At 70.8% G+C, this 21,299-nt stretch carries 15 protein-coding genes; 7 read left to right on the top strand and 8 right to left on the bottom strand.

The window, feature by feature from the left end:
* Positions 1–78: 78 nt before the first annotated feature.
* From OHS82_RS33510 to OHS82_RS33535, 6 genes are all read right to left on the bottom strand, one after another.
* Positions 79–1,041: a PAC2 family protein gene (locus tag OHS82_RS33510; RefSeq protein ID WP_057579648.1), complete on the bottom strand. Its 963-nt coding sequence runs from the start codon at positions 1,039–1,041 to the stop codon at positions 79–81.
* Positions 1,042–1,339: 298 nt separating this feature from the next.
* Positions 1,340–2,011: a FadR/GntR family transcriptional regulator gene (locus OHS82_RS33515; protein ID WP_057579646.1), complete on the bottom strand. Its 672-nt coding sequence runs from the start codon at positions 2,009–2,011 to the stop codon at positions 1,340–1,342.
* A 217-nt stretch (positions 2,012–2,228) separates the two neighbouring features.
* Entirely contained in the window at positions 2,229–3,845 is a 1,617-nt protein-coding gene (locus tag OHS82_RS33520) for a glycerol-3-phosphate dehydrogenase/oxidase (protein WP_057579644.1), read from the bottom strand.
* A gap of 9 nt (positions 3,846–3,854) precedes the next feature.
* Complete coding sequence (glpK, locus tag OHS82_RS33525) at positions 3,855–5,393, bottom strand: glycerol kinase GlpK (protein WP_057579641.1); 1,539 nt, start codon at positions 5,391–5,393, stop codon at positions 3,855–3,857.
* Positions 5,394–5,468: 75 nt separating this feature from the next.
* Positions 5,469–6,263, bottom strand: a complete 795-nt coding sequence (locus OHS82_RS33530) for an MIP/aquaporin family protein (protein ID WP_057579640.1) — start codon at positions 6,261–6,263, stop codon at positions 5,469–5,471.
* A gap of 374 nt (positions 6,264–6,637) precedes the next feature.
* On the bottom strand, positions 6,638–7,402 hold the full coding sequence (locus tag OHS82_RS33535) for an IclR family transcriptional regulator (RefSeq protein WP_057579638.1): 765 nt from the start codon (positions 7,400–7,402) through the stop codon (positions 6,638–6,640).
* A gap of 353 nt (positions 7,403–7,755) precedes the next feature.
* Between OHS82_RS33535 and metH the strand changes: the two genes are divergently transcribed.
* The 4 genes from metH to OHS82_RS33555 all read left to right on the top strand — a co-directional run bounded on the left by metH (position 7,756) and on the right by OHS82_RS33555 (position 15,875).
* Positions 7,756–11,274, top strand: a complete 3,519-nt coding sequence (metH, locus tag OHS82_RS33540; protein ID WP_328435136.1) for a methionine synthase — start codon at positions 7,756–7,758, stop codon at positions 11,272–11,274.
* Positions 11,275–11,416: 142 nt separating this feature from the next.
* Entirely contained in the window at positions 11,417–12,115 is a 699-nt protein-coding gene (locus tag OHS82_RS33545) for an HAD family hydrolase (protein ID WP_057579634.1), read from the top strand.
* Between the two features lie 476 nt (positions 12,116–12,591).
* Entirely contained in the window at positions 12,592–14,199 is a 1,608-nt protein-coding gene (locus OHS82_RS33550) for an ABC transporter substrate-binding protein (protein ID WP_057579632.1), read from the top strand.
* Positions 14,200–14,294: 95 nt separating this feature from the next.
* Positions 14,295–15,875, top strand: a complete 1,581-nt coding sequence (locus tag OHS82_RS33555; RefSeq protein ID WP_057579630.1) for an ABC transporter substrate-binding protein — start codon at positions 14,295–14,297, stop codon at positions 15,873–15,875.
* A gap of 146 nt (positions 15,876–16,021) precedes the next feature.
* On the opposite strand, the gene OHS82_RS33560 is transcribed toward OHS82_RS33555, so the two are convergent.
* Complete coding sequence (locus tag OHS82_RS33560) at positions 16,022–16,693, bottom strand: response regulator transcription factor (RefSeq protein ID WP_328435137.1); 672 nt, start codon at positions 16,691–16,693, stop codon at positions 16,022–16,024.
* 14 nt (positions 16,694–16,707) lie between these two features.
* On the bottom strand, positions 16,708–17,691 hold the full coding sequence (locus tag OHS82_RS33565; protein ID WP_328435138.1) for a RecB family exonuclease: 984 nt from the start codon (positions 17,689–17,691) through the stop codon (positions 16,708–16,710).
* 152 nt (positions 17,692–17,843) lie between these two features.
* Between OHS82_RS33565 and OHS82_RS33570 the strand changes: the two genes are divergently transcribed.
* From OHS82_RS33570 to OHS82_RS33580, 3 genes are all read left to right on the top strand, one after another.
* Positions 17,844–19,484: a site-2 protease family protein gene (locus OHS82_RS33570; protein ID WP_328435139.1), complete on the top strand. Its 1,641-nt coding sequence runs from the start codon at positions 17,844–17,846 to the stop codon at positions 19,482–19,484.
* A 73-nt stretch (positions 19,485–19,557) separates the two neighbouring features.
* Positions 19,558–20,460, top strand: coding sequence for a tRNA (adenine-N1)-methyltransferase (locus tag OHS82_RS33575; RefSeq protein WP_046261810.1), 903 nt, complete (start codon positions 19,558–19,560; stop codon positions 20,458–20,460).
* Positions 20,461–20,706: 246 nt separating this feature from the next.
* The gene (locus OHS82_RS33580; protein ID WP_328435140.1) at positions 20,707–21,279 is read left to right on the top strand and encodes a hypothetical protein; all 573 of its coding nucleotides are present in this window, start codon (positions 20,707–20,709) and stop codon (positions 21,277–21,279) included.
* Positions 21,280–21,299 lie beyond the last annotated feature (20 nt).

A 21,299-nucleotide genomic window follows, 5' to 3' on the forward strand; every position in this document is an offset into this window, starting at 1 on the left:
GCGCACCGGCGCACCGCCCCTTTCTTCGCCGCACGGCCGGCCTCGGCCGGCCCCACCGCTCCGGCTTCTCCGCCGGTTTCAGTCCTCCGACGAATCGCCGTCGTCGGAGGCATCCTCGCTCGGCCTGTCGCCGGGGGCCTCCTCGCTCGGCTTCGGGGGCCACGGGGGACGGGTCCGCTCCCCCGGATCGGGCGGCCCACCGCCGTCCCGCCGCCGCAGATAGCGCTCGAACTCGCGGGCGATCGCCTCGCCCGACGCCTCCGGCAGCTCGGCGGTGTCCCGGGCCTCCTCCAGCGTCTGGACGTACTCGGCGACCTCGGTGTCCTCGGCGGCCAGCTGGTCCACGCCCACCTGCCAGGCACGCGCGTCCTCCGGCAGCTCGCCCAGCGGGATGCGGACGTCGATCAGGTCCTCCAGACGGTTGAGGAGGGCCAGCGTCGCCTTCGGGTTCGGCGGCTGCGAGACGTAGTGCGGCACGGCCGCCCAGAGGCTCACCGCGGGCACGCCCGCGTGTGTGCAGGCCTCCTGGAGGACGCCGACGATGCCCGTGGGGCCCTCGTACTTGGTCTCCTCCAGGTCCATCCGCTGCGCCAGGTCCGCGTCCGACGTCGTCCCGCTGATCGGCACCGGGCGCGTGTGCGGGGTGTCGCCGAGCAGGGCGCCCAGGATGACCACCAGCTCCACGCCCAACTCGTGGGCGAAGCCGAGCAGTTCGTTGCAGAACGAGCGCCAGCGCATCGACGGTTCGATGCCCCGTACCAACACCAGGTCGCGGGGCTTGTCACCGCCGACCCGCACCACGGACAGTCTCGTCGTCGGCCAGGTGATCTTGCGTACGCCTGCGTCCAGCCACACCGTCGGACGGTTCACCTGGAAGTCGTAGTAGTCCTCGGCGTCCAGCGCCGCGAACACCTCGCCCTTCCACTCCCGCTCCAGATGCGCGACCGCGGTGGAGGCGGCGTCGCCGGCGTCGTTCCAGCCCTCGAACGCGGCCACCATGACCGGGTCGATCAGCTCGGGAACCCCCTCGAGCTCGATCACCCAGCGCCTCCTTCCGACGTGCCCTCGCTTGACCACCCAACCTTACGGCGTTCTGCGGGGGCGCCCGCAGCCCCCTTGCACGGGGGAGTGAACGGATCACTGCCCCGTTCGCCACCCCCGAACACCCCGGAGCCCGCACCGGGCGACCGCGCCGGCACGGGAGGCTCGGGGAAGGCCGCGGGACCAGGGGGATCAGAGGGATCGCCGTGACCGGCGTGATCGCCGGGATCGGGCGCGACGAACCGGCGCCCGCGGGAATCCGAGGACCCGCGAACCCGTGACGCCGTCCCGGCCGGACTCACAGCGTGGACCGCAGCCACTGCTCCACACTCGCGATGTGCACCGTCGCCCATGATCTGGCCGCCTCCGCGTCCCGGTCGCGCAGGGCCGCGAGGATCGCCCGGTGCTCCCGCAGGGTGCCGGCGACGGCGTCCTCCTGGGTCAGCCCCCGCCAGATCCGGGCCCGGGTGGTGGGCCCGGACAGCCCGTCAAGCAGCGAGCAGAGAACCGAGTTGCCCGCGCTCTGCACGATGCCGCGGTGGAACTCCAGGTCGCCCGCGACGAGTTCCTCCACCGAGGGCTCGGTGCCGAGTTTGTCCAACTGGGCGTCCAGGGCGTCCAGTTGCTGCTCGCTGATACGCAGGGCGGCCATCGCCGTCGCGGCCGGCTCCAGTATCCGGCGCACCGCCAGGAACTCGAGGACTGTGTCGTCGCGGTGGAAGTCGACGACGAAACTCAGCGCCTCCAGCAGCAGCTGCGGGTCGAGGCTGGTGACGTAGGTGCCGTCGCCCTGCCGCACGTCCAGGATGCGGATCAGCGACAGCGCGCGCACCGCCTCCCGCAGGGAGTTGCGGGACAGCCCGAGGTCGGCGGCCAGCTCGCTCTCCTTGGGGAGCCGGTCGCCGGGGCGCAGCGCACCCGAGACGATCATGCCCTTGATCTTCTCGATCGCCTCGTCGGTGACTGCCATGACCGGCCTCGCTCTCGTCCGTCGTCCAGACATCGGATGTCTCGTCGCCATTATGAGGCCAGACCGGGGGACTGCCGTCACACCTGCGAAAGGGGCGGCTCCATAGGGGTGGAGCCGCCCCTTCCCGGTCCGGCCCCGGTACGGAGAGGGCCGTCCCCCGACGCCGGCCCCGGTCAGGGCGGCGGGCCGGCGGAGGGTCGGTGTGCCGTCGGGCAGGTCACTTCTTGTCGAGCAGATCCTGCACCCCGGCGCGCACGTCGTCCGTGGCGAGACCGCGGATCGTCAGCGTCGTACGGCGGCGCAGCACGTCGTCCGCCGTCTCGGCCCACTCGTTGTCGCGGGCGTAGACGACCTGCGCCCAGATCTCGGGGGCGTCCGGGTGGACGCGCGCGCCCAGCTCGGGGTTGTCGTTGGCCAGCCGCGCGATGTCGAAGGCCAGCGAGCCGTAGTGGGTGGCCAGGTGCTTGGCCGTGTCGGCGGCCATGCGCGGGCCGGGCGCCGGGTTGTCGACCAGCAGCCGGTGGGCGACGGCACGCGGGTTGGCGACGCCGGGCAGCGGCATCTTCTTCGGCAGCGAGGAGATCGGTTCGAAGTCGTCGCCCAGCGGGTGGCCCGGCAGCGCCTCCAGCTTCTGCATGACCGTACGGCCGATGTGCCGGAACGTCGTCCACTTGCCGCCGGCGACGGACAGCATGCCGCCCCTGCCCTCGGTGACGACGGTCTCGCGCTTGGCCTTCGCGGTGTCGCCGGGGCCGCCCGGCAGCACCCGCAGACCGGCGAAGGCGTACGTGATCAGATCACGGTCGAGCTGCTGGTCGCGGACGGAGAACGCGGCCTCGTCGAGTATCTGGGCGGTGTCCTTCTCGGTGACCGCCACATCCGCCGGGTCGCCCTCGAACTCCTCGTCGGTGGTGCCGAGCAGCAGCATGTCCTCCCAGGGGAGGGCGAAGGTGATGCGGTACTTGTCGATGGGCGTGGCGAGCGCGGCCCGCCAGGGCGCGGTGCGCTTCAGCACCAGGTGCGCCCCCTTGGACAGACGGATGGACGGCGCCGCGTTCGGGTCCTCCATCTTGCGCAGGTGGTCGACCCACGGCCCGGTCGCGTTCAGCACCAGCCGGGCGTTGACGCCGAACTCGTCGCCGGAGAGCCGGTCGCGCAGGTCCGCGCCGGTGACCCGGCCCTTGGTGAAGCGCAGGCCGGACACTTCGGCGTGGTTGAGGACGACCGCGCCCGCCTCGACGGCCGCGCGGACCGTCATCAGCGCCATCCGCGCGTCGTTCATCTGGTCGTCGCCGTACACGGCCACGGCCTTGAGGTTGTCGGTGCGCAGCTCGGGCACGTCCTGCGCGGCCTTGGCCGGGGACAGGAGATGACCGACGCCGTCGCCGAACGCCGACAGCGCGGAGTAGGCGAAGACGCCCGCTCCGAGCTTCGCCGCGCCGTGCGGCCCGCCCTTGTACACGGGGAGGTAGAACGTGAGCGGGTTCGCCAGGTGGGGGGCCACCTGGCGGGAGACCGCACGGCGCTCGAAGTGGTTCTCCGCCACGAGCTTCACCGCGCCGGTCTGCAGGTAGCGCAGACCGCCGTGGAGCAGCTTGGAGGAGGCGGAGGAGGTGGCGCCGGCGAAGTCGCCGGCGTCGACCAGGGCCACCCTGAGGCCGGACTGCGCGGCGTGCCAGGCGGTGGAGATGCCCAGGATGCCGCCGCCGATGACGAGGAGGTCGTACGACGCCTTGGAGAGCTGCTCCCGGGTCTCGGCGCGGCTCGGGTTGGAGCCGGACGCCGGGCGCGTCCCCAGGGCAGGCACGGACTGCAGGGTGGACTGACTGGTCATGTGGGGTTCTTACTCCTCGTCCTCGAGCCAGCCCATGGTCCGCTCGACGGCCTTGAGCCAGCTCTTGTACTCACGGTCGCGGGTCTCCGCGTCCATGCGGGGGGTCCACTCGGCGGCCCGTCGCCAGTTGGCGCGCAGGTCGTCGGTGTTGGTCCAGAAGCCGACGGCGAGGCCGGCGGCGTAGGCGGCGCCGAGGCAGGTCGTCTCGGCGACCATCGGGCGCACCACGGGCGCGTCCAGGAAGTCCGAGAGGGTCTGCATCAGCAGGTTGTTGGAGGTCATGCCGCCGTCGACCTTGAGGGCCGCGAGCTCGACGCCGGAGTCCTTCGTCATGGCGTCGGTGATCTCGCGGGTCTGCCAGGCCGTGGCCTCCAGGACGGCGCGCGCGAGGTGCGCCTTGGTGACGTACCGGGTGAGGCCGGCGATCACACCGCGGGCGTCGGAGCGCCAGTACGGGGCGAACAGTCCGGAGAAGGCCGGCACGAAGTAGGCGCCGCCGTTGTCCTCGACGGAGAGCGCGAGCGTCTCGATCTCGGCGGCGGTGGAGATCAGGCCCATCTGGTCGCGCATCCACTGCACCAGCGAACCGGTGACGGCGATCGAGCCCTCGAGGGCGTAGACCGGCTTCTGGTCGCCGATGCGGTAGCCGACGGTGGTCAGCAGGCCGGAGTACGAGTTGATGATCTTCTCGCCGGTGTTCAGCAACATGAACGTGCCGGTGCCGTACGTGGACTTGGCCTCGCCCTCCGCGAAGCAGGTCTGGCCGAACAGGGCCGCCTGCTGGTCGCCGAGCGCGGAGGCGACCGGGATGCCGCCGAGCAGGTCGCCGAGCCGGCCGCCGGTGACCTCGCCGTAGACCTCGGCGGAGGAGCGGATCTCGGGCAGCATCGCCAGCGGGACGCCGATGGACTCGGCGATCTTGTCGTCCCACTCCAGGGTGTGGAGGTTCATCAGCATGGTGCGGGAGGCGTTGGTGACGTCGGTGTAGTGCTTGCCGCCGTCGACGCCGCCGGTCAGGTTCCAGATGACCCAGGTGTCCATGGTGCCGAAGAGGATGTCGCCCGCCTCGGCGCGCTCGCGCAGGCCCTCGACGTTGTCGAGCAGCCAGCGGGCCTTGGGTCCGGCGAAGTAGGAGGCCAGCGGGAGGCCGGTCTCCCGGCGGAAGCGGTCCTGGCCGACGTTGCGGCCGAGCTCGCGGCAGAGGGCGTCGGTGCGGGTGTCCTGCCAGACGATGGCGTTGTGGACGGGCTGACCGGTGTTCTTGTCCCACAGCAGCGTGGTCTCACGCTGGTTGGTGATGCCGATGGCCTTGATGTCGTCCCGGGTGATGCCGGCCTTCTCGATGGCTCCGGCGACGACTTCCTGGACGTTGGTCCAGATCTCGTTGGCGTCGTGCTCGACCCAGCCCGGCTTCGGGAAGATCTGCTCGTGCTCCTTCTGGTCGACGGAGACGATACGGCCGTCCCGGTCGAAGACGATGCAGCGCGAGGAGGTGGTGCCCTGGTCGATGGCGGCGATGAACGGGCCGGCGGTGTGCGCGTCGGTCACTGAGTGCTCCTGGGGTTTCCGTGGATAAGAGGCTGTCTGTACGGCGCTGCCGAGTACGCGGTGCAGCTGGTGCTCTTAAGCAAAGGCGACGTTGTAGAGGCCTGCAGCGATCGCGCCGCCGATCAGCGGACCGACCACCGGGATCCAGGCGTAGCTCCAGTCGGAGCCGCCCTTGTTGGGCAGGGGCAGGAGGGCGTGCACGATGCGCGGACCGAGGTCGCGGGCCGGGTTGATCGCGTAGCCGGTCGGGCCGCCGAGGGAGAGGCCGATCGACACCACGACGAGCGCGGTGATCAGCGCGCCGAGGTTGCCGAGGCCGTTGCCCTTGTCGTTCAGGCCCTGGGTGAGGACGGCGAGGACCAGCACGACGGTGCCGATGATCTCCGTGGCCAGGTTCTGCCAGACGACCCGGACCTCGGGGCCGGTGGAGAAGACGCCGAGGACCGGGCCGGCGCCCTGCTCCTGTGCCTCGACGGCCTTGACCTTGGTCGACTGCGCGCCCGGACCGCCGACGATCTCCTTGTCGGTGAGGTGCGCGTGGAACTGGCCGTAGTAGGCGACCCAGACCAGGGTGGCGCCGATGGCGGCGCCGAGCAGCTGCCCGGCCCAGTAGACCGGAACGTTGCTCCAGTCGTCGTCCTTGATCGCGAGTGCGAGGGTGACCGCCGGGTTGAGGTGGGCGCCGGAGAGCGGCGCCGAGGTGTAGACAGCCGTCAGAACGGCGAAACCCCACCCGAAGGTGATGGCGAGCCAGCCGGCGTTGCGGGCCTTGGAGGCCTTCAGCGTCACGGCGGCGCAGACGCCGCCGCCGAGCAGGATGAGTATGGCGGTACCGATGGTCTCGCCGATGAAGATGTCGGAGCTGGACACCCGCGACTCCTTTGTCCTTCGTCCAGGGAAGCCGAACCCCGGGTCCCGCCGGGGGTTCGAGCGCCCTCGGGGATGAGAGCGATGCCGGCCTTTGGCGTTGTCACACTCTAGCGCGTATTGCCGTTAGGTGTTCGACAATGTCGACCGATGGACGGGAGTCTTGCCCGGCGGTTACGTGTGCGTCAAGAGTGCCGTTATCGAAAACGCGATCGTTATTGATCGCTGTGAGTTATCGATCTTCGCGTGGGTGCGCACATACTCGCCCCGGATGTCTACTTCGGGCGGCTTTTGCCGGGTATGACGGAGGCCGGAACGTCGTCGGACGTCCCGGCCGGGTCTTACGCACTTCTCAGGAGCGGCGGCCGCCCCGCGGCTCAGAAACGCCCGCCGCCCAGGTCCCTGGAGACCGCGCGGGCGCAGTCGCGCACCGCGGCGATCAGCTCGGGCCGCAGCTCGCCGTCCCGGCCCAGCCGCTCCACGGCGCCGGTGACGCCGACCGCGCCGACGGGCATGCGCCGCCGGTCGTGAATGGGGGCGGCGATGGAGGCGACGCCCTCCCAGGTCTCCTCGACGTCCGCCGCGTACCCGCGCGCGCGGGTCATGTCGAGGATGTGCTCGAACGCCTCCGCGTCGCACACCGTGCGGTCCGTGTACGCCTTGCGCTCGGCCTCCAGGGCCTCGCTGTGCGCCACCGGGTCGTAGGCCGACAGCACCTTGCCGAGGGCTGTGGAGTGCAGCGGCTGCATCGCCCCGATCTCCAGCACCTGCCGGCTGTCGTCCGGCCGGAAGACGTGGTGCACGATCAGCACGCCCTGCTGGTGCAGCACCCCCAGGTGCACGCTCTCGCCGCTGGACCGGGCGAGGTCGTCCGTCCATACCAGGGCACGCGCGCGTAGCTCGTGCACGTCCAGGTAGGTGGTGCCCAGGCGCAGCAGCTCGGCGCCCAGCTGATAGCGCCCGGAGGCGTCGTCCTGCTCGACGAAGCCCTCCTGCTGCAGGGTGCGCAGAATGCCGTGGGCGGTGCCCTTGGCCAGGCCCGTGGACGAGGCGATGTCCGACAGGCCCAGTCGCCGCTCGCCGCCCGCGAGCAGTCGCAGCATCGCGGCCGCACGTTCGACCGACTGGATGTTCCGCGCCATCGCCCTCCCGCCTCCGTCCCCATCGGACCGCCTGCAGGCGGCATCCACTGCCGCCGTTCGGCAATGTCGAACACTACCGGTCCATGCCGACCTCCCGCCAATGGTCGGTCGACACGTGTTCCGCCACGCGTCCCCCGGAAGCAGCAAGGCCGTCGCACGGCCGTGACACCCGCCGCACCCGCCGTGGCCGGGCCCCCGCCCCGCCGCCACACCCGTCCGCCCCGTGGACGCCCCTGACCATAAGGCCTCCGTCCGGCTACCCTGACGGCGTGCGCGCTCCTCGGGAAGCCCCTGCTCCACGCATCCCGAGGTGACGCAAAGCCGACAGCCGTCGCATCTGAGGGAGCCCTTTCATGGCCTCTGTGCCGCCGACCCCTTCCGCCGACAGCCGGACCCGTGTGTCCGCGCTCCGAGAGGCCCTGGCCACCCGAGTGGTGGTGGCCGACGGAGCCATGGGCACCATGCTCCAGGCCCAGGAGCCCACTCTCGAGGACTTCCAGGACCTCGAGGGCTGCAACGAGGTCCTCAACATCACCCGGCCCGACATCGTGCGCTCCGTGCACGAGGAGTACTTCGCCGTCGGCGTGGACTGCGTCGAGACCAACACCTTCGGCGCGAACCACTCCGCCATGGCCGAGTACGACATCGCCGAGCGGGTGCACGAACTGTCCGAGGCCGGCGCCCGCATCGCCCGCGAGACCGCCGACGCCTTCGCCGCCCGCGACGGGCGCACCCGCTGGGTCCTCGGCTCGATCGGCCCCGGCACCAAGCTGCCCACCCTCGGCCACATCGGCTACGGCACCCTGCGCGACGGCTTCCAGGCCAATGCCGAGGGCCTGCTCGCCGGCGGCGCCGACGCCCTGATCGTCGAGACCACCCAGGACCTCCTCCAGACGAAGTCGTCGATCCTGGGCGCCAGGCGCGCGATGGAGGCGACCGGCGCCGACGTGCCGCTGCTGGTGTCCATGGCGTTCGAGACGACCGGCACGATGCTGCTCGGCTCCGAGATCGGCGCCGCACTCACCGCGCTGGAGCCGCTCGGCATCGACCTGATCGGCCTGAACTGCTCCACCGGCCCCGCCGAGATGAGCGAGCACCTGCGCTACCTGGCCCGGCACTCCCGCACCCCGCTGCTGTGCATGCCGAACGCCGGACTGCCGATCCTCACCAAGGACGGCGCCCACTTCCCGCTGGACGCCGAAGGCCTGGCCGACGCCCAGGAGAACTTCGTCCGCGACTACGGGCTGAACCTCATCGGCGGCTGCTGCGGAACCACCCCCGAGCACCTGCGACAGGTCGTCGAACGCGTCCGCGGCCTCGAGCCCGCCGAGCGCAGCCCCCGCCCCGAGCCCGGCGCCGCCTCCCTCTACCAGAGCGTGCCCTTCCGCCAGGACACCTCCTACCTGGCGATCGGCGAACGCACCAACGCCAACGGATCCAAGAAGTTCCGCGAGGCCATGCTGGCCGGCCGCTGGGACGACTGCGTGGAGATGGCCCGCGAGCAGATCCGCGAGGGCGCGCACCTGCTGGACCTGTGCGTGGACTACGTCGGCCGCGACGGCGTCGCCGACATGGAGGAACTCGCCGGCCGCTTCGCCACCGCCTCCACCCTGCCGATCGTCCTGGACTCCACCGAGGTCGAGGTCATCCGGGCCGGCCTGGAGAAGCTCGGCGGCCGCGCCGTGATCAACTCGGTGAACTACGAGGACGGCGACGGCCCCGAGTCCCGTTTCGCCAAGGTCACCAAACTGGCCCAGGAGCACGGCGCGGCACTGATCGCGCTGACGATCGACGAGGTCGGCCAGGCCCGCACCCCCGAGAAGAAGGTCGAGATCGCCGAACGGCTCATCGCCGACCTGACCGGCAACTGGGGCATCCTCGAGTCGGACATCCTCATCGACACCCTGACCTTCACCATCTGCACCGGCCAGGAGGAGTCCCGCGGCGACGGCGTCGCCACCATCGAGGCGATCCGCGAGCTCAAGCGCCGGCACCCCGACGTGCAGACCACCCTGGGTCTGTCGAACATCTCGTTCGGCCTCAACCCGGCCGCCCGCATCCTGCTGAACTCCGTCTTCCTCGACGAGTGCGTCAAGGCGGGCCTCGACTCCGCGATCGTCCACGCCTCGAAGATCCTGCCCATCGCCCGCTTCAGCGAGGAGGAGGTGCAGACCGCCCTCGACCTGATCCACGACCGGCGGGCCGAGGGCTACGACCCCCTCCAGAAGCTCATGCAGCTCTTCGAGGGCGCCACCGCCAAGTCCCTCAAGGCCGGCCGGGCCGAGGAACTGGCCGCGCTGCCCCTGGAGGAGCGCCTCAAGCGCCGCATCATCGACGGCGAGCGCAACGGCCTCGAAGCCGACCTCGACGAGGCGCTGCAGAGCCGGCCCGCCCTCGACATCGTCAACGAGACCCTCCTGGACGGCATGAAGGTCGTCGGCGAGCTGTTCGGCTCCGGCCAGATGCAGCTGCCGTTCGTGCTGCAGTCCGCCGAGGTCATGAAGGCGGCGGTGGCCCATCTCGAGCCGCACATGGAGAAGTCCGACGACGACGGCAAGGGCACCATCGTGCTCGCCACGGTCCGCGGCGACGTCCACGACATCGGCAAGAACCTCGTCGACATCATCCTGTCCAACAACGGCTACAACGTCGTCAACCTCGGCATCAAGCAGCCGGTCTCCGCGATCCTGGACGCCGCCGCCGAGCACCGTGCCGACGTCATCGGCATGTCCGGCCTGCTGGTCAAGTCCACGGTGATCATGAAGGAGAACCTGGAGGAGCTCAACCAGCGCGGACTCGCGGCGGACTACCCGGTCATCCTCGGCGGCGCCGCGCTGACCCGGGCCTACGTCGAGCAGGACCTGCACGAGATCTACGGGGGCGAGGTCCGCTACGCCCGCGACGCCTTCGAGGGCCTACGCCTCATGGACGCCCTGATCGGCGTCAAGCGGGGCGTGCCCGGCGCGAAGCTGCCCGAACTCCGGCAGCGCCGGGTGCGCGCGAGCGCCGCCCCCGCCGAGGTCGAGGAGCGGCCCGAGGAGGGGCACGTCCGCTCCGACGTGGCCACCGACAACCCCGTGCCGAAGGCGCCCTTCGAGGGCACCCGCGTCATCAAGGGCATCCAGCTCAAGGAGTACGCCTCCTGGCTCGACGAGGGCGCCCTCTTCAAGGGCCAGTGGGGCCTCAAGCAGGCCCGCACCGGCGACGGCCCGACCTACGAGGAACTCGTCGAGAGCGAGGGCCGGCCCCGGCTGCGCGGCCTGCTGGACAAGCTGCAGACCGAGAACCTCCTCGAGGCCGCCGTGGTCTACGGCTACTTCCCCTGCGTCTCCAAGGACGACGACCTGATCATCCTGGACGAACGGGGCAACGAGCGGACCCGTTTCACCTTCCCCCGTCAGCGCCGCGGCCGCCGGCTGTGCCTGGCCGACTTCTTCCGCCCGGAGGAGTCGGGCGAGACCGACGTGGTCGGCCTGCAGGTCGTCACCGTCGGCTCGCGCATCGGCGAGGAGACGGCCAAGCTCTTCGCGTCGAACTCCTACCGCGACTACCTCGAACTGCACGGGCTGTCCGTGCAGCTGGCCGAGGCCCTCGCCGAGTACTGGCACGCGCGCGTGCGCTCGGAACTCGGCTTCGCCGGCGAGGACCCGGCCGACGTCGAGGACATGTTCGCCCTGAAGTACCGCGGCGCCCGCTTCTCCCTCGGCTACGGCGCCTGCCCCGACCTGGAGGACCGCGCCAAGATCGCCGAGCTGCTCCAGCCCGAGCGGATCGGCGTCCACCTGTCCGAGGAGTTCCAGCTCCACCCCGAGCAGTCCACGGACGCCATCGTGATCCACCACCCCGAGGCGAAGTACTTCAACGCACGGTGAGGCGAAGCACCTCGACGCACGGTGACATGACACGAGCGTGCCGCCCGGCACGCTGATCCGACAAGTCGTACACTGGTCGGTCCACTGCAGGCCGGTTCCCCCAGCGGGAGCCGGCCTGCTCGTCCCTCAAGGAGGTACGCGGATGACCAGTACGGTTCCCGCGCCAGTAACCCGCACGGCCGAGGGCTCCGCCCTGCAGGCCGTGCTCCTCGACATGGACGGCACCCTGGTGGACACCGAGGGTTTCTGGTGGGACGTCGAGGTCGAGGTCTTCGGCGCACTCGGACACACCCTCGACGACTCCTGGCGTCACGTCGTGGTCGGCGGCCCGATGAGCCGCAGCGCCGGGTTCCTGATCGAGGCGACCGGGGCCGACGTCACCGTCGGAGAACTCACCGTCCTGCTCAACGAGGGGTTCGAGGACCGCATCACCCGCGCCCTGCCGCTGATGCCGGGTGCGGCCCGGCTGCTCGCCGAGCTGACCGAGCACGAGGTGCCCACCGCCCTCGTCTCCGCCTCCCACCGGCGCATCATCGACCGCGTGATCGCCTCGCTCGGCGTCGAGCACTTCCGTCTCAGCGTCGCCGGCGACGAGGTCGCCCACACCAAGCCGCATCCCGACCCCTACCTGTTCGCCGCCGCCGGACTCGGCGTGGACCCCACGAGATGCGCGGTCGTCGAGGACACCGCGACGGGCGTCGCCTCGGCGGAGGCCGCGGGCTGCCTCGTGGTCGCGGTGCCCTCGGTGGCGCCGATCGCCCCCGCGTCCCGACGTACCGTCGTCTCCTCGCTCGAACAGGTCGACCTGTCTTTTCTGCGTGGCCTGATGCCGCTCGACTGATCACCGCGACGACCATTCGTGATCGCCCGATGACGGAAATGCAGCGGCCTTCACCCAGCGTGCACCGCCGATAACCAGGAATTCGGCGGGTGTGCCGCACACGGAATTCGGATCTTCATCGGCCGCTGCGCGACGGCCGAATTCCACCCGCCCTCCGAACCCCGTCGAGCTGTGACGTTCCCCACCCGACCGGGGCTCGACAGATGACTCTCCGTGTGCATCCCCGCCTTGCCGGGGGCGCTCACGGGTGTCTTTGTGTCCCGATTGGTAAGCGGCTGTACGAATCCTTCCGCAGACGGCTGTTCAGCGCGTCCACAGCCGGTTTCGCTGCGTGATGGGCTTTCAACTCCGGTGGCCGCGAACCCTCCTGCCGGCGCGGACTAATCTCGTTGCGAGAACATCGCCTACCCCCGTGATCCGCTGCGCCACCCCTGCATGCCGGGTACACGGACCGACAGCTCTGGAGAAACTCGAGCATGAACCGCAAGACTTTGGTGCTGCCGGCCGTGGTCGGTCTGCTCGCGCCCGTGCTCGCCGCCTGCGGAGGGTCCGAAAGCGGCAGCGGCGGCGGCGACGCCATCGTCGTGGGCACCACCGACCGGTTCACCGCCACCAAGGACGCCCCGGCCCCGCTCGACCCGGCGTACTCCTACGACGTCGGCACCTGGAACATCCTGCGCCAGACCGTGCAGACCCTGATGATCCAGCCCAAGGGCGAGGGCGAGCCCGTCCCGGAGGCGGCCGAGAGCTGCGGCTTCACCGACACCGGCAACGAGCGCTATGCCTGCAAGCTGCGCAGCGGCCTGCAGTTCGCCGACGGCGACGACGTCACGGCGAAGGACGTCAAGTTCTCCATCGACCGCGCCCGCGCCATCAAGGCCGACTCCGGCGTGTTCGCCCTGCTGTCGACCATCGACACCATCGAAACGCAGGGCGACAACGAAGTCATCTTCCATCTCAAGACCGCCGACGCCACCTTCCCCTTCAAGCTGTCGACCCCGGTCGCCGGCATCGTCAACCCCGACGACTACGACAAGGGCAAGCTGCGCGACGGGTTCGCGGTCGACGGATCGGGCCCCTACATCCTCAAGGCCGACACCGACGGCGACGAGATGACCAAGGCCGTGTTCACCAGGAACCCCCACTACAAGGGGACGCTGAAGGTGAACAACGACGAGGTCGACATGGTGTCCTACAAGGACGCCGACGCCATGGGCACCGCTCTCGAAAAGGGCGACGTCGACCTCATGACCCGCACCATGTCGCCGGAGCAGATCAAGAAGCTCTCCGAGGCGTCCGCCGGCGGAGACATCGACCTGGTCGAACTGAACGGCCTCGAGATCCGCTACCTCGCGTTCGACACCACGGACCCGGCCGTCAAGTCCAAGGCCGTCCGCCAGGCCATGGCCCAGATCATCAACCGCAACGAGCTCGTGTCCAAGGTCTACGGCTCCCAGGCCGAACCCCTCTACTCGCTCGTCCCGGCCAGCCTCACCGGCCACTCCAACTCGTTCGTCAACACCTACGGCGAACCCAACGTCGGCAAGGCCAAGGCCATGCTCGCCGACGCGGACATCACCAAGCCGGTGAAGCTGACGCTGAACTACACGACCGACCACTACGGTCCGGCCACCAAGCAGGAGTTCGAGGTGCTGCAGAAGCAGCTCAACGACAGCGGCCTGTTCGACGTCACCCTCAAGGGCACCGCCTGGGACGCCTTCGTCCCGGCCGAGCGCAAGGGCGAGTACGCCGTCTGGGGCATGGGCTGGTTCCCCGACTTCCCCGACGCCGACAACTTCGTCGCCCCGTTCCTCGACAAGGACAACTTCCTCAAGTCGCCCTACACCAACGGCGACATCATCGACACCCTGATCCCGGCCTCCCGTCGCGAGGCCGACCGCCAGAGCGCCACCAAGAGCCTGACGGAGATTCAGGACATCGTCGCCAAGGACGTCCCGATCCTGCCGCTGTGGCAGGGCAAGCAGTACGTCGCCGCCAACAACGACGTCACGGGCACGGCGTACGCGCTCAACTCCTCCGCGACTCTGCAGCTGTGGGAGCTCGGCCGCGGCGCGAGCGGCTGACGAAGCCCTCCGCTTTCTGCTTACTGCTCCCTGCTTCCTGCCCGGGGCCCGGACCGCGGCCTCGGTGTGACGAGAACACGACGACAAGGCAACAAGTGAACCTGCGCAACCAGTGGCCGGTCCTGCCGATCATGGCGGGGCTGGCCTCCGGCCTGTTGACCGGCTGCGGCACCCAGGGCGGGGGAGCGGGCGGCGACGGCTCCGCGGTGGTCCTCGGCATGTCCGACGAGGTCCTGGCCACGGACCCCGCATCCGGCTACGACCCCGGCTCCTGGCTGCTGTTCAACAACGTCTTCCAGTCACTGCTCAGCTTCCCCAAGGGCGGCACCGAGCCCGAGCCGGACGCCGCCCGCGAGTGCCGTTTCACCGACACGCGGACCCAGGTCTACAGCTGCACGCTGAAGGACGACCTGAAGTTCAGCAACGGCGACGCCCTCACGTCCAAGGACGTCAAGTTCTCCTTCGACCGCATGCTGAAGATCAACGACGACGCCGGCCCGGCAATCATGTTCGCCACGCTCGCCGCGGTCGAGGCCCCCGACGCCAAGACCGTCGTCTTCAAGCTCAAGGCCCCCGACGCCACCTTCCCCAGCAAGATCGCCTCGGGCGCCGGCTCCATCGTCGACCACCGGCAGTACGACGCCGACGGTCTGCGCGAGGACGGCGAGGCCGTCGGCTCCGGCCCCTACAAGCTCGACTCCTTCGGCGACGACGAAGCCGTCTTCTCCGTCAACGAGCACTACCGGGGCACCGCCTCCGAAGCCCAGAACACCGGTGTCACCCTCAAGTTCTTCGCCGGCGACCAGAAGGCCCTCAAGCAGGCCCTGCTCGACGGCGACGTCGACATCGCCTACCGGGGCCTGACCGCCGCCGACATCGCCGACATCCAGCAGAGCGCCGACGCCCGTGCCGAGGTCGTCGAGGGCAGCAGCGCGGAAGTCCAGCACCTCGTCTTCAACATGGACGACCCGGTCGCCGGAAAGCTCGGCGTGCGGCGGGCCATCGCCCACCTCATCGACCGCGAAGCCCTCATCAAGAACGTCTACCAGGGCACCGCCGACCCGCTCTACTCGATCATCCCGGCCGGTATCGCGGGCCACAACACCGCCTTCTTCGACCGCTACGGCGCCCGGCCCTCGCGGACCCAGGCCGCCGCCGCCCTCGCCGCGGACGGCATCACCGACAAGGTGCGGCTCACCCTCTGGTCGACCCCCTCGCGCTACGGCCCGGCCACCGACCAGGAACTCAAGGCCGTCGCGGCCCAGCTCAACGCCAGCGGCCTGTTCGACGCCGACGTCAAGTCCGTCGCCTTCGGCCAGTACGAGAAGGACATCGCCGCCGGCAAGTACGGCGTCTACGTCAAGGGCTGGGTGCCCGACTACCCGGACGCCGACAACTTCACCTCGCCCTTCTTCGGCGAGGGGAACGTGCTGGCCAACCACTACACCGACAAGACGATCACCGGGACGCTCATCCCGCGCACCGCCGCACAGAGCGACCGCAGCGCCACCGACGCCGACTACGGCCGGCTGCAGAACATCGTCGCCGCACAGGTGCCGGTGCTGCCCGTCTGGCAGGCCAAGCAGTACGCCGTCGTCGGCGAGAACGTCTACGGCCTGGAGAACTGCCTGGACGCCTCCACCGTGTTCCGCTTCTGGGAACTCAGCAAGAGCTGACCCCCACGGACGACGGCCCCGCCCGACGGGTCCGCCGACGACGGCGAAGGGCGCCCCCTGCCGGACAGGGGGCGCCCTTCGCCGTCGTCGGCGTGCTCGTGCCGCGCCGCCGGACCCGACGCCGCGGACCCGGTGCTCCCGCTCGCCTACTGGGCGCCGGGACGCACCAGGCCGCTCTCGTACGCGTACACCGCGGCCTGCACCCGGTCACGCAGCCCCAGCTTCGTCAGCACATGCCCGACGTGCGTCTTCACCGTGGTCTCGCTGACGAACAGGTCGGCGGCGATCTCGGCGTTCGACAACCCCCGCGCCACCAGTTTCAGCACCTCCACCTCCCGGTCGGTCAGCGTGTGCAGCGTGTCCGGCACCGGCTCCTCGCCCGACGGCAGATGCGTGGCGTACTTGTCGAGCAGCCGACGCGTGATGCTCGGCGCCAGCATGGCCTCACCGGACCCCACCACCCGGATCGCCTGCACCAGCTCATTGGCCGGGGCGTCCTTCAACAGGAACCCGCTGGCCCCCGCCCGCAGCGCCTCCACCACGTACTCGTCCAGATCGAACGTGGTCAGCACCAGCACCTTCGCCGGACCGTCCCGCCCGGGACCGGTGATCTGCCGGGTCGCCTCCACCCCGTCCATCCGCGGCATACGGATGTCCATCAGCACCACATCGGGCTGCAACGCCCGCACCTGGTCGATGGCCTGCAAGCCGTCTCCGGCCTCGCCGACGACCGCGATGTCCTGCTCGGCCTCCAGAATCATCCGGAAGCCCGTGCGCAACAGCGGCTGGTCGTCGACCAGTAGGACGCGGATGGCCACGTGGATCTCCTTCTCTAGCCCGGCCCCATTCTGCCCTGCGCCCCGTCCTCCGACGCGGCCGCCCTCACCGGGGCCGGCGCCTCGAGCGTCACCGGAAGGGGATACGGCGGGGGAGTACCGCCGAACTCCGGACAGTGCGCCCGGTGATCGCACCAGCCGCACAGCTTGGTCGGCCGCGGCCGCCACTCGCCGGTCCGCGTCGCCTCCCGGATCGCCTCCCACAGCGCGAGCAGCTTGCGCTCCACGCGCTCCAGATCCGCCAGGACCGGGTCGTACGTCAGCACGTCCCCACTGCCCAGGTAGACGAGCTGCAGCCGCCGCGGCACGACGTTCTTCAACCGCCACACGACCAGCGCGTAGAACTTCATCTGGAACAGCGCGCCGTCGGCGTACTCCGGCCGCGGAGCCTTGCCCGTCTTGTAGTCGACGATCCGCACCTCACCCGTCGGCGCCACGTCGACCCGGTCGATGATCCCGCGCAGCCGCAGACCCGACTCCAGCTCCGTCTCCACGAACAGCTCCCGCTCGGCGGGCTCCAGCCGCGTCGGATCCTCCAGCGAGAACCAGCGCTCGACCAGCAGCTCCGCCTCCGCCAGCCAGCCGGCGAGCCGCTCGCCCTCCGGATCGTCGGCGAACAGCTCCACCACCTCCGGCCGCGTCTCCCGCAGCCGGTCCCACTGCCCCGGGATCAGCGACTTCGCCCCGGCCGCCGTCCGCTCGGCCGCCGGCGCGTCGAACAGCCGCTCGAGGACGGCGTGCACCAGGGTCCCCTTCGTCGCCGCCGCACTCGGCTTCTCCGGCAGCCGGTCGATCACCCGGAACCGGTACAGCAGCGGGCACTGCATGAAATCCCCGGCCCGCGACGGCGACAGCGACGCCGGAGCCACCGCGACGACCCCCGCCGCCGCCCCCTCGGGCCCGGCCGCCCCCGTGCGCGACGGCTCCTCCACCCCACCACCGTCGCCCGCCCGGACGACGCCCTCGCTGCTGCTCTCCATGACCACAGACCTTACGGCCCGCCACCGACAGTCACCCACAAGCCGGGAAACACGGGGGGTGCCGGGCGGAACACCTCACGACCGCCGCATACCATCGGTCACAGACCCTCCCGCCCGGCACGGGCAGGAGACGCTTCGATCGAGGGGACACCGTGGTGGAAAGCGGCGGGAGCGGGCGGCCGCGGCCGGACAACGAGCAGTCGGCCGAGCACCCCGCGACACCTGCGCCCGCGGCCACCGGCGTCCAGCAGAGCGAGCCCCGGGCCGCCGACCCCACGGCCGCCCACCGGCAGCAGCCGGACCCGCACGACGACAGCACCACCCCCGAAGCGGCCCCCACCCCCGCCACCGGCGACGAGGCCGACGCCGGCCGGCCAGGAGCGCAGCGGGCCGACGACCACGACACGGCCGACGGCGACGAGCCCGCAGAGGGCCGGGCGGGAACCGAGAAGACCGACGAGACCGACGCCGACGCCGACGAGACCGAAACCCGCAACGGCCGTCACACCGCCGGAGCCGGAGCCGGAGCCGGAGCCGGAGCCGGAGCCGGAGCCGGAGCCGGAGACGAGGCAGGCGCCGAGTCCCGGCGGCCCGCACCCCCCGCGCTCCCCAAAGGCCCCCCGCCCCAGCGCCCCCCGGAACAGCCCCGCGGCGGCATCCTCATGGGCCGTCCCTTCGGTGTACCCGTCTACGTCGCCCCCAGCTGGTTCCTCGTCGCCGCCCTCATCACCTGGGTCTTCGGCGGCCAGCTCGACCGCGTCCTGCCCGAACTCGGCGCCGCCCGCTACCTCGTCTCCCTCTTCTTCGCGGTCGCCTTCTACGCCTCCGTCCTCATCCACGAACTCGCCCACACCATCGCCGCCCTCCGCTTCAAACTCCCCGTCCGCCGCATCCAGCTCCAGTTCTTCGGCGGCGTCTCCGAGATCGAGAAGGAAGCCGAGACCCCGGGCCGCGAGTTCTGGCTCGCCTTCGTCGGCCCCCTCCTCTCCCTCGCCCTGGCCGGCGTCTTCTACCTCGCCATGAACACCGTCGAACCCGGCACGGTCCCCGGCGTCCTGGTCGCCGGCCTGATGATCTCCAACCTCATCGTGGCCGTCTTCAACCTCCTGCCCGGTCTCCCCCTCGACGGCGGCCGCATGCTCCGCGCCGTCGTCTGGAAGATCACCGGCAGGCCGATGAGCGGCACCGTCGCCGCCGCCTGGGTCGGCCGCGCGCTGGCCGTCTCCGTCCTCATCGGCCTCCCCCTCCTCACCCAGTCCGGCGCCCTCGGCTCCGGCGCCGAGGACAGCGTCGGCATGGACACCGTCACCGACGCGCTGCTCGCCGCCATCCTCGCCGCGATCATCTGGACCGGCGCCGGCAACAGCCTGCGCATGGCCCGCCTGCGCGAACACCTCCCCGAACTGCGCGCCCGCACCCTCACCCGGCGCGCCGTCCCCGTCGAGACCCACACCCCCCTGTCCGAAGCGCTGCGCCGCGCCAACGACGCCGGCGCCCGCGCCCTCGTCGTCGTCGACGCCAACGGCGAACCGCTCTCCCTCGTCCGGGAGGCCGCGATCGTCGGCGTCCCCGAACACCGCCGCCCCTGGGTCGCCGTCAGCGGCCTCGCCCAGGACCTCAGCGACGGCATGCGCGTCTCCGCCGAACTCGCCGGCGAGGACCTCCTCGACGTCCTGCGCGCCACCCCAGCCACCGAATACCTCGTCGTCGAGGAGACCGGAGAGATCTTCGGCGTGCTCTCCGCCGCCGACGTCGAACGCGCCTTCGTCAAGGCCATGGCCCGCCCCAACTGACCACCGCTCTCCCGAGCAGGTGCGCACGCCCCCCATGGTCGGCGGCCCCGCCAAACGCCGGTAGGCTGTTCACATGTCCGAACCGACCGGTGCCGCCCGCAGGCGCGGGCCCTTCAAGGTCGGGGACCAGGTTCAGCTGACCGACCCCAAGGGCCGCCACTACACGTTCACGCTCGAAGCCGGGAAGAATTTCCACACCCACAAGGGTTCCTTCCCGCACGACGAACTGATCGGCGCACCCGAGGGCAGCGTTGTCCGCACCACCGGGAACGTCGCCTACCTCGCGCTGCGCCCCCTGCTCCCCGACTACGTCCTCTCCATGCCCCGCGGGGCAGCCGTCGTCTACCCGAAGGACGCGGGACAGATCCTCGCCTTCGCCGACATCTTCCCCGGCGCACGCGTCGTCGAGGCCGGCGTCGGCTCCGGGTCGCTCAGCAGCTTCCTGCTGCGCGCCATCGGCGACCAGGGCATGCTGCACTCCTACGAGCGCCGCGAGGACTTCGCCGAGATCGCCCAGCAGAACGTCGAGCGCTACTTCGGCGGCCCGCACCCCGCCTGGCAGCTCACCGTCGGCGACCTCCAGGACAACCTGTCCGACACCGACGTCGACCGCGTCATCCTCGACATGCTCGCCCCCTGGGAGTGCCTGGAGGCCGTCTCCAAGGCGCTGGTGCCCGGCGGCATCCTGTGCTGCTACGTCGCCACCACCACCCAGCTCGCCCGGACCGTCGAGTCCATCCGCGAGATCGGCTCCTTCAACGAGCCCACCTCCTGGGAGTCGATGATCCGCAACTGGCACGTGGAAGGCCTCGCCGTCCGCCCGGACCACCGGATGATCGGCCACACCGGCTTCCTGCTCACCGCCCGCCGGCTCGCCGACGGCGTCGAGCCGCCCATGCGCCGCCGCCGCCCTGCCAAGGGCGCCTACGGCGAGGACTACACCGGCCCCAACGCCGACGGAGGCAGCGGCCGCTGACCCGGCCCGCACCACCGCTCCCCAGCCCAACGACAAGGCGCCGCGACCGAGTTCCCCCAGCACCACGGGAACACGGGCACGGCGCCTTCTCGTTGCCCCGAGCCGCTGCGTCGACGAGACGCGACACCCACCCCACTGCGCGCGTCCGAAATCCCGTACCCCGCCGTTCCCCCACCCTGTGACGTGTGGCACGATGCTGGCCGACCCCCACCCCCACCGGCACCGCCACCGCAGGAGAAACTCCTAGTGCAGCACCCCGCCGTCCCGGAACTGGCACACACCCACACCCGGCCCATCCACTGGGTCGCGACCGCCACCGCCATCGCCGGCGTCGTCGCCCTCTCCTCGCTCCTGCAACCCAAACCGGCCACCGCCGCCCAGGCCGCCACCGCCGACGCCAAACCGGCCCCCACCACGGCCCCCTCCACCGCGGACGTCGACTTCCCCCTCGACTGCGGCCCCGAACAAGCCCTCGTGGTGAAGAAGGCCAGCGGCGACCTCGACGGCGACGGCGCCCCCGAAACCGTGGCCGTCGTCCACTGCGACGCCCCCATGGGCACCCCGCCCGACGGCGTCTACGTCCTCACCCACAACCCGGGCCACACCCACGCGCGCGTGGTCGCCACCCTCATCGACCCCAAAGCACGCAACACCGTCACCGGTCTCACCGTCACCGACGGAGCCGTGCTCGCCACACTCCTCGGCTACTCGACCCCCGACGTGCCCAGTTGCTGCCCCGACGTCAAGGACAGCGCCAGATGGCAATGGAAGGACGACAAGTTCGTCCGCTCCACCCCCGCGGGCGCCCGCAGCGTCTGACCCAGCCGTTCGCCCTGCGA

The sequence above is a fragment of the Streptomyces sp. NBC_00425 genome (assembly GCF_036030735.1).
Lineage (GTDB): Bacteria > Actinomycetota > Actinomycetes > Streptomycetales > Streptomycetaceae > Streptomyces.

What these genes read in the sequence shown, in the direction of transcription:
- OHS82_RS33515 (WP_057579646.1), bottom strand. Translation starts at nt 2,011, where the DNA reads ATGGCAGTCACCGACGAGGCGATCGAGAAGATCAAGGGCATGATCGTC.
- OHS82_RS33520 (WP_057579644.1), bottom strand. Translation starts at nt 3,845, where the DNA reads ATGACCAGTCAGTCCACCCTGCAGTCCGTGCCTGCCCTGGGGACGCGC.
- OHS82_RS33535 (WP_057579638.1), bottom strand. Translation starts at nt 7,402, where the DNA reads ATGGCGCGGAACATCCAGTCGGTCGAACGTGCGGCCGCGATGCTGCGA.
- metH (WP_328435136.1), top strand. Translation starts at nt 7,756, where the DNA reads ATGGCCTCTGTGCCGCCGACCCCTTCCGCCGACAGCCGGACCCGTGTG.
- OHS82_RS33545 (WP_057579634.1), top strand. Translation starts at nt 11,417, where the DNA reads ATGACCAGTACGGTTCCCGCGCCAGTAACCCGCACGGCCGAGGGCTCC.
- OHS82_RS33550 (WP_057579632.1), top strand. Translation starts at nt 12,592, where the DNA reads ATGAACCGCAAGACTTTGGTGCTGCCGGCCGTGGTCGGTCTGCTCGCG.
- OHS82_RS33565 (WP_328435138.1), bottom strand. Translation starts at nt 17,691, where the DNA reads ATGGAGAGCAGCAGCGAGGGCGTCGTCCGGGCGGGCGACGGTGGTGGG.
- OHS82_RS33575 (WP_046261810.1), top strand. Translation starts at nt 19,558, where the DNA reads ATGTCCGAACCGACCGGTGCCGCCCGCAGGCGCGGGCCCTTCAAGGTC.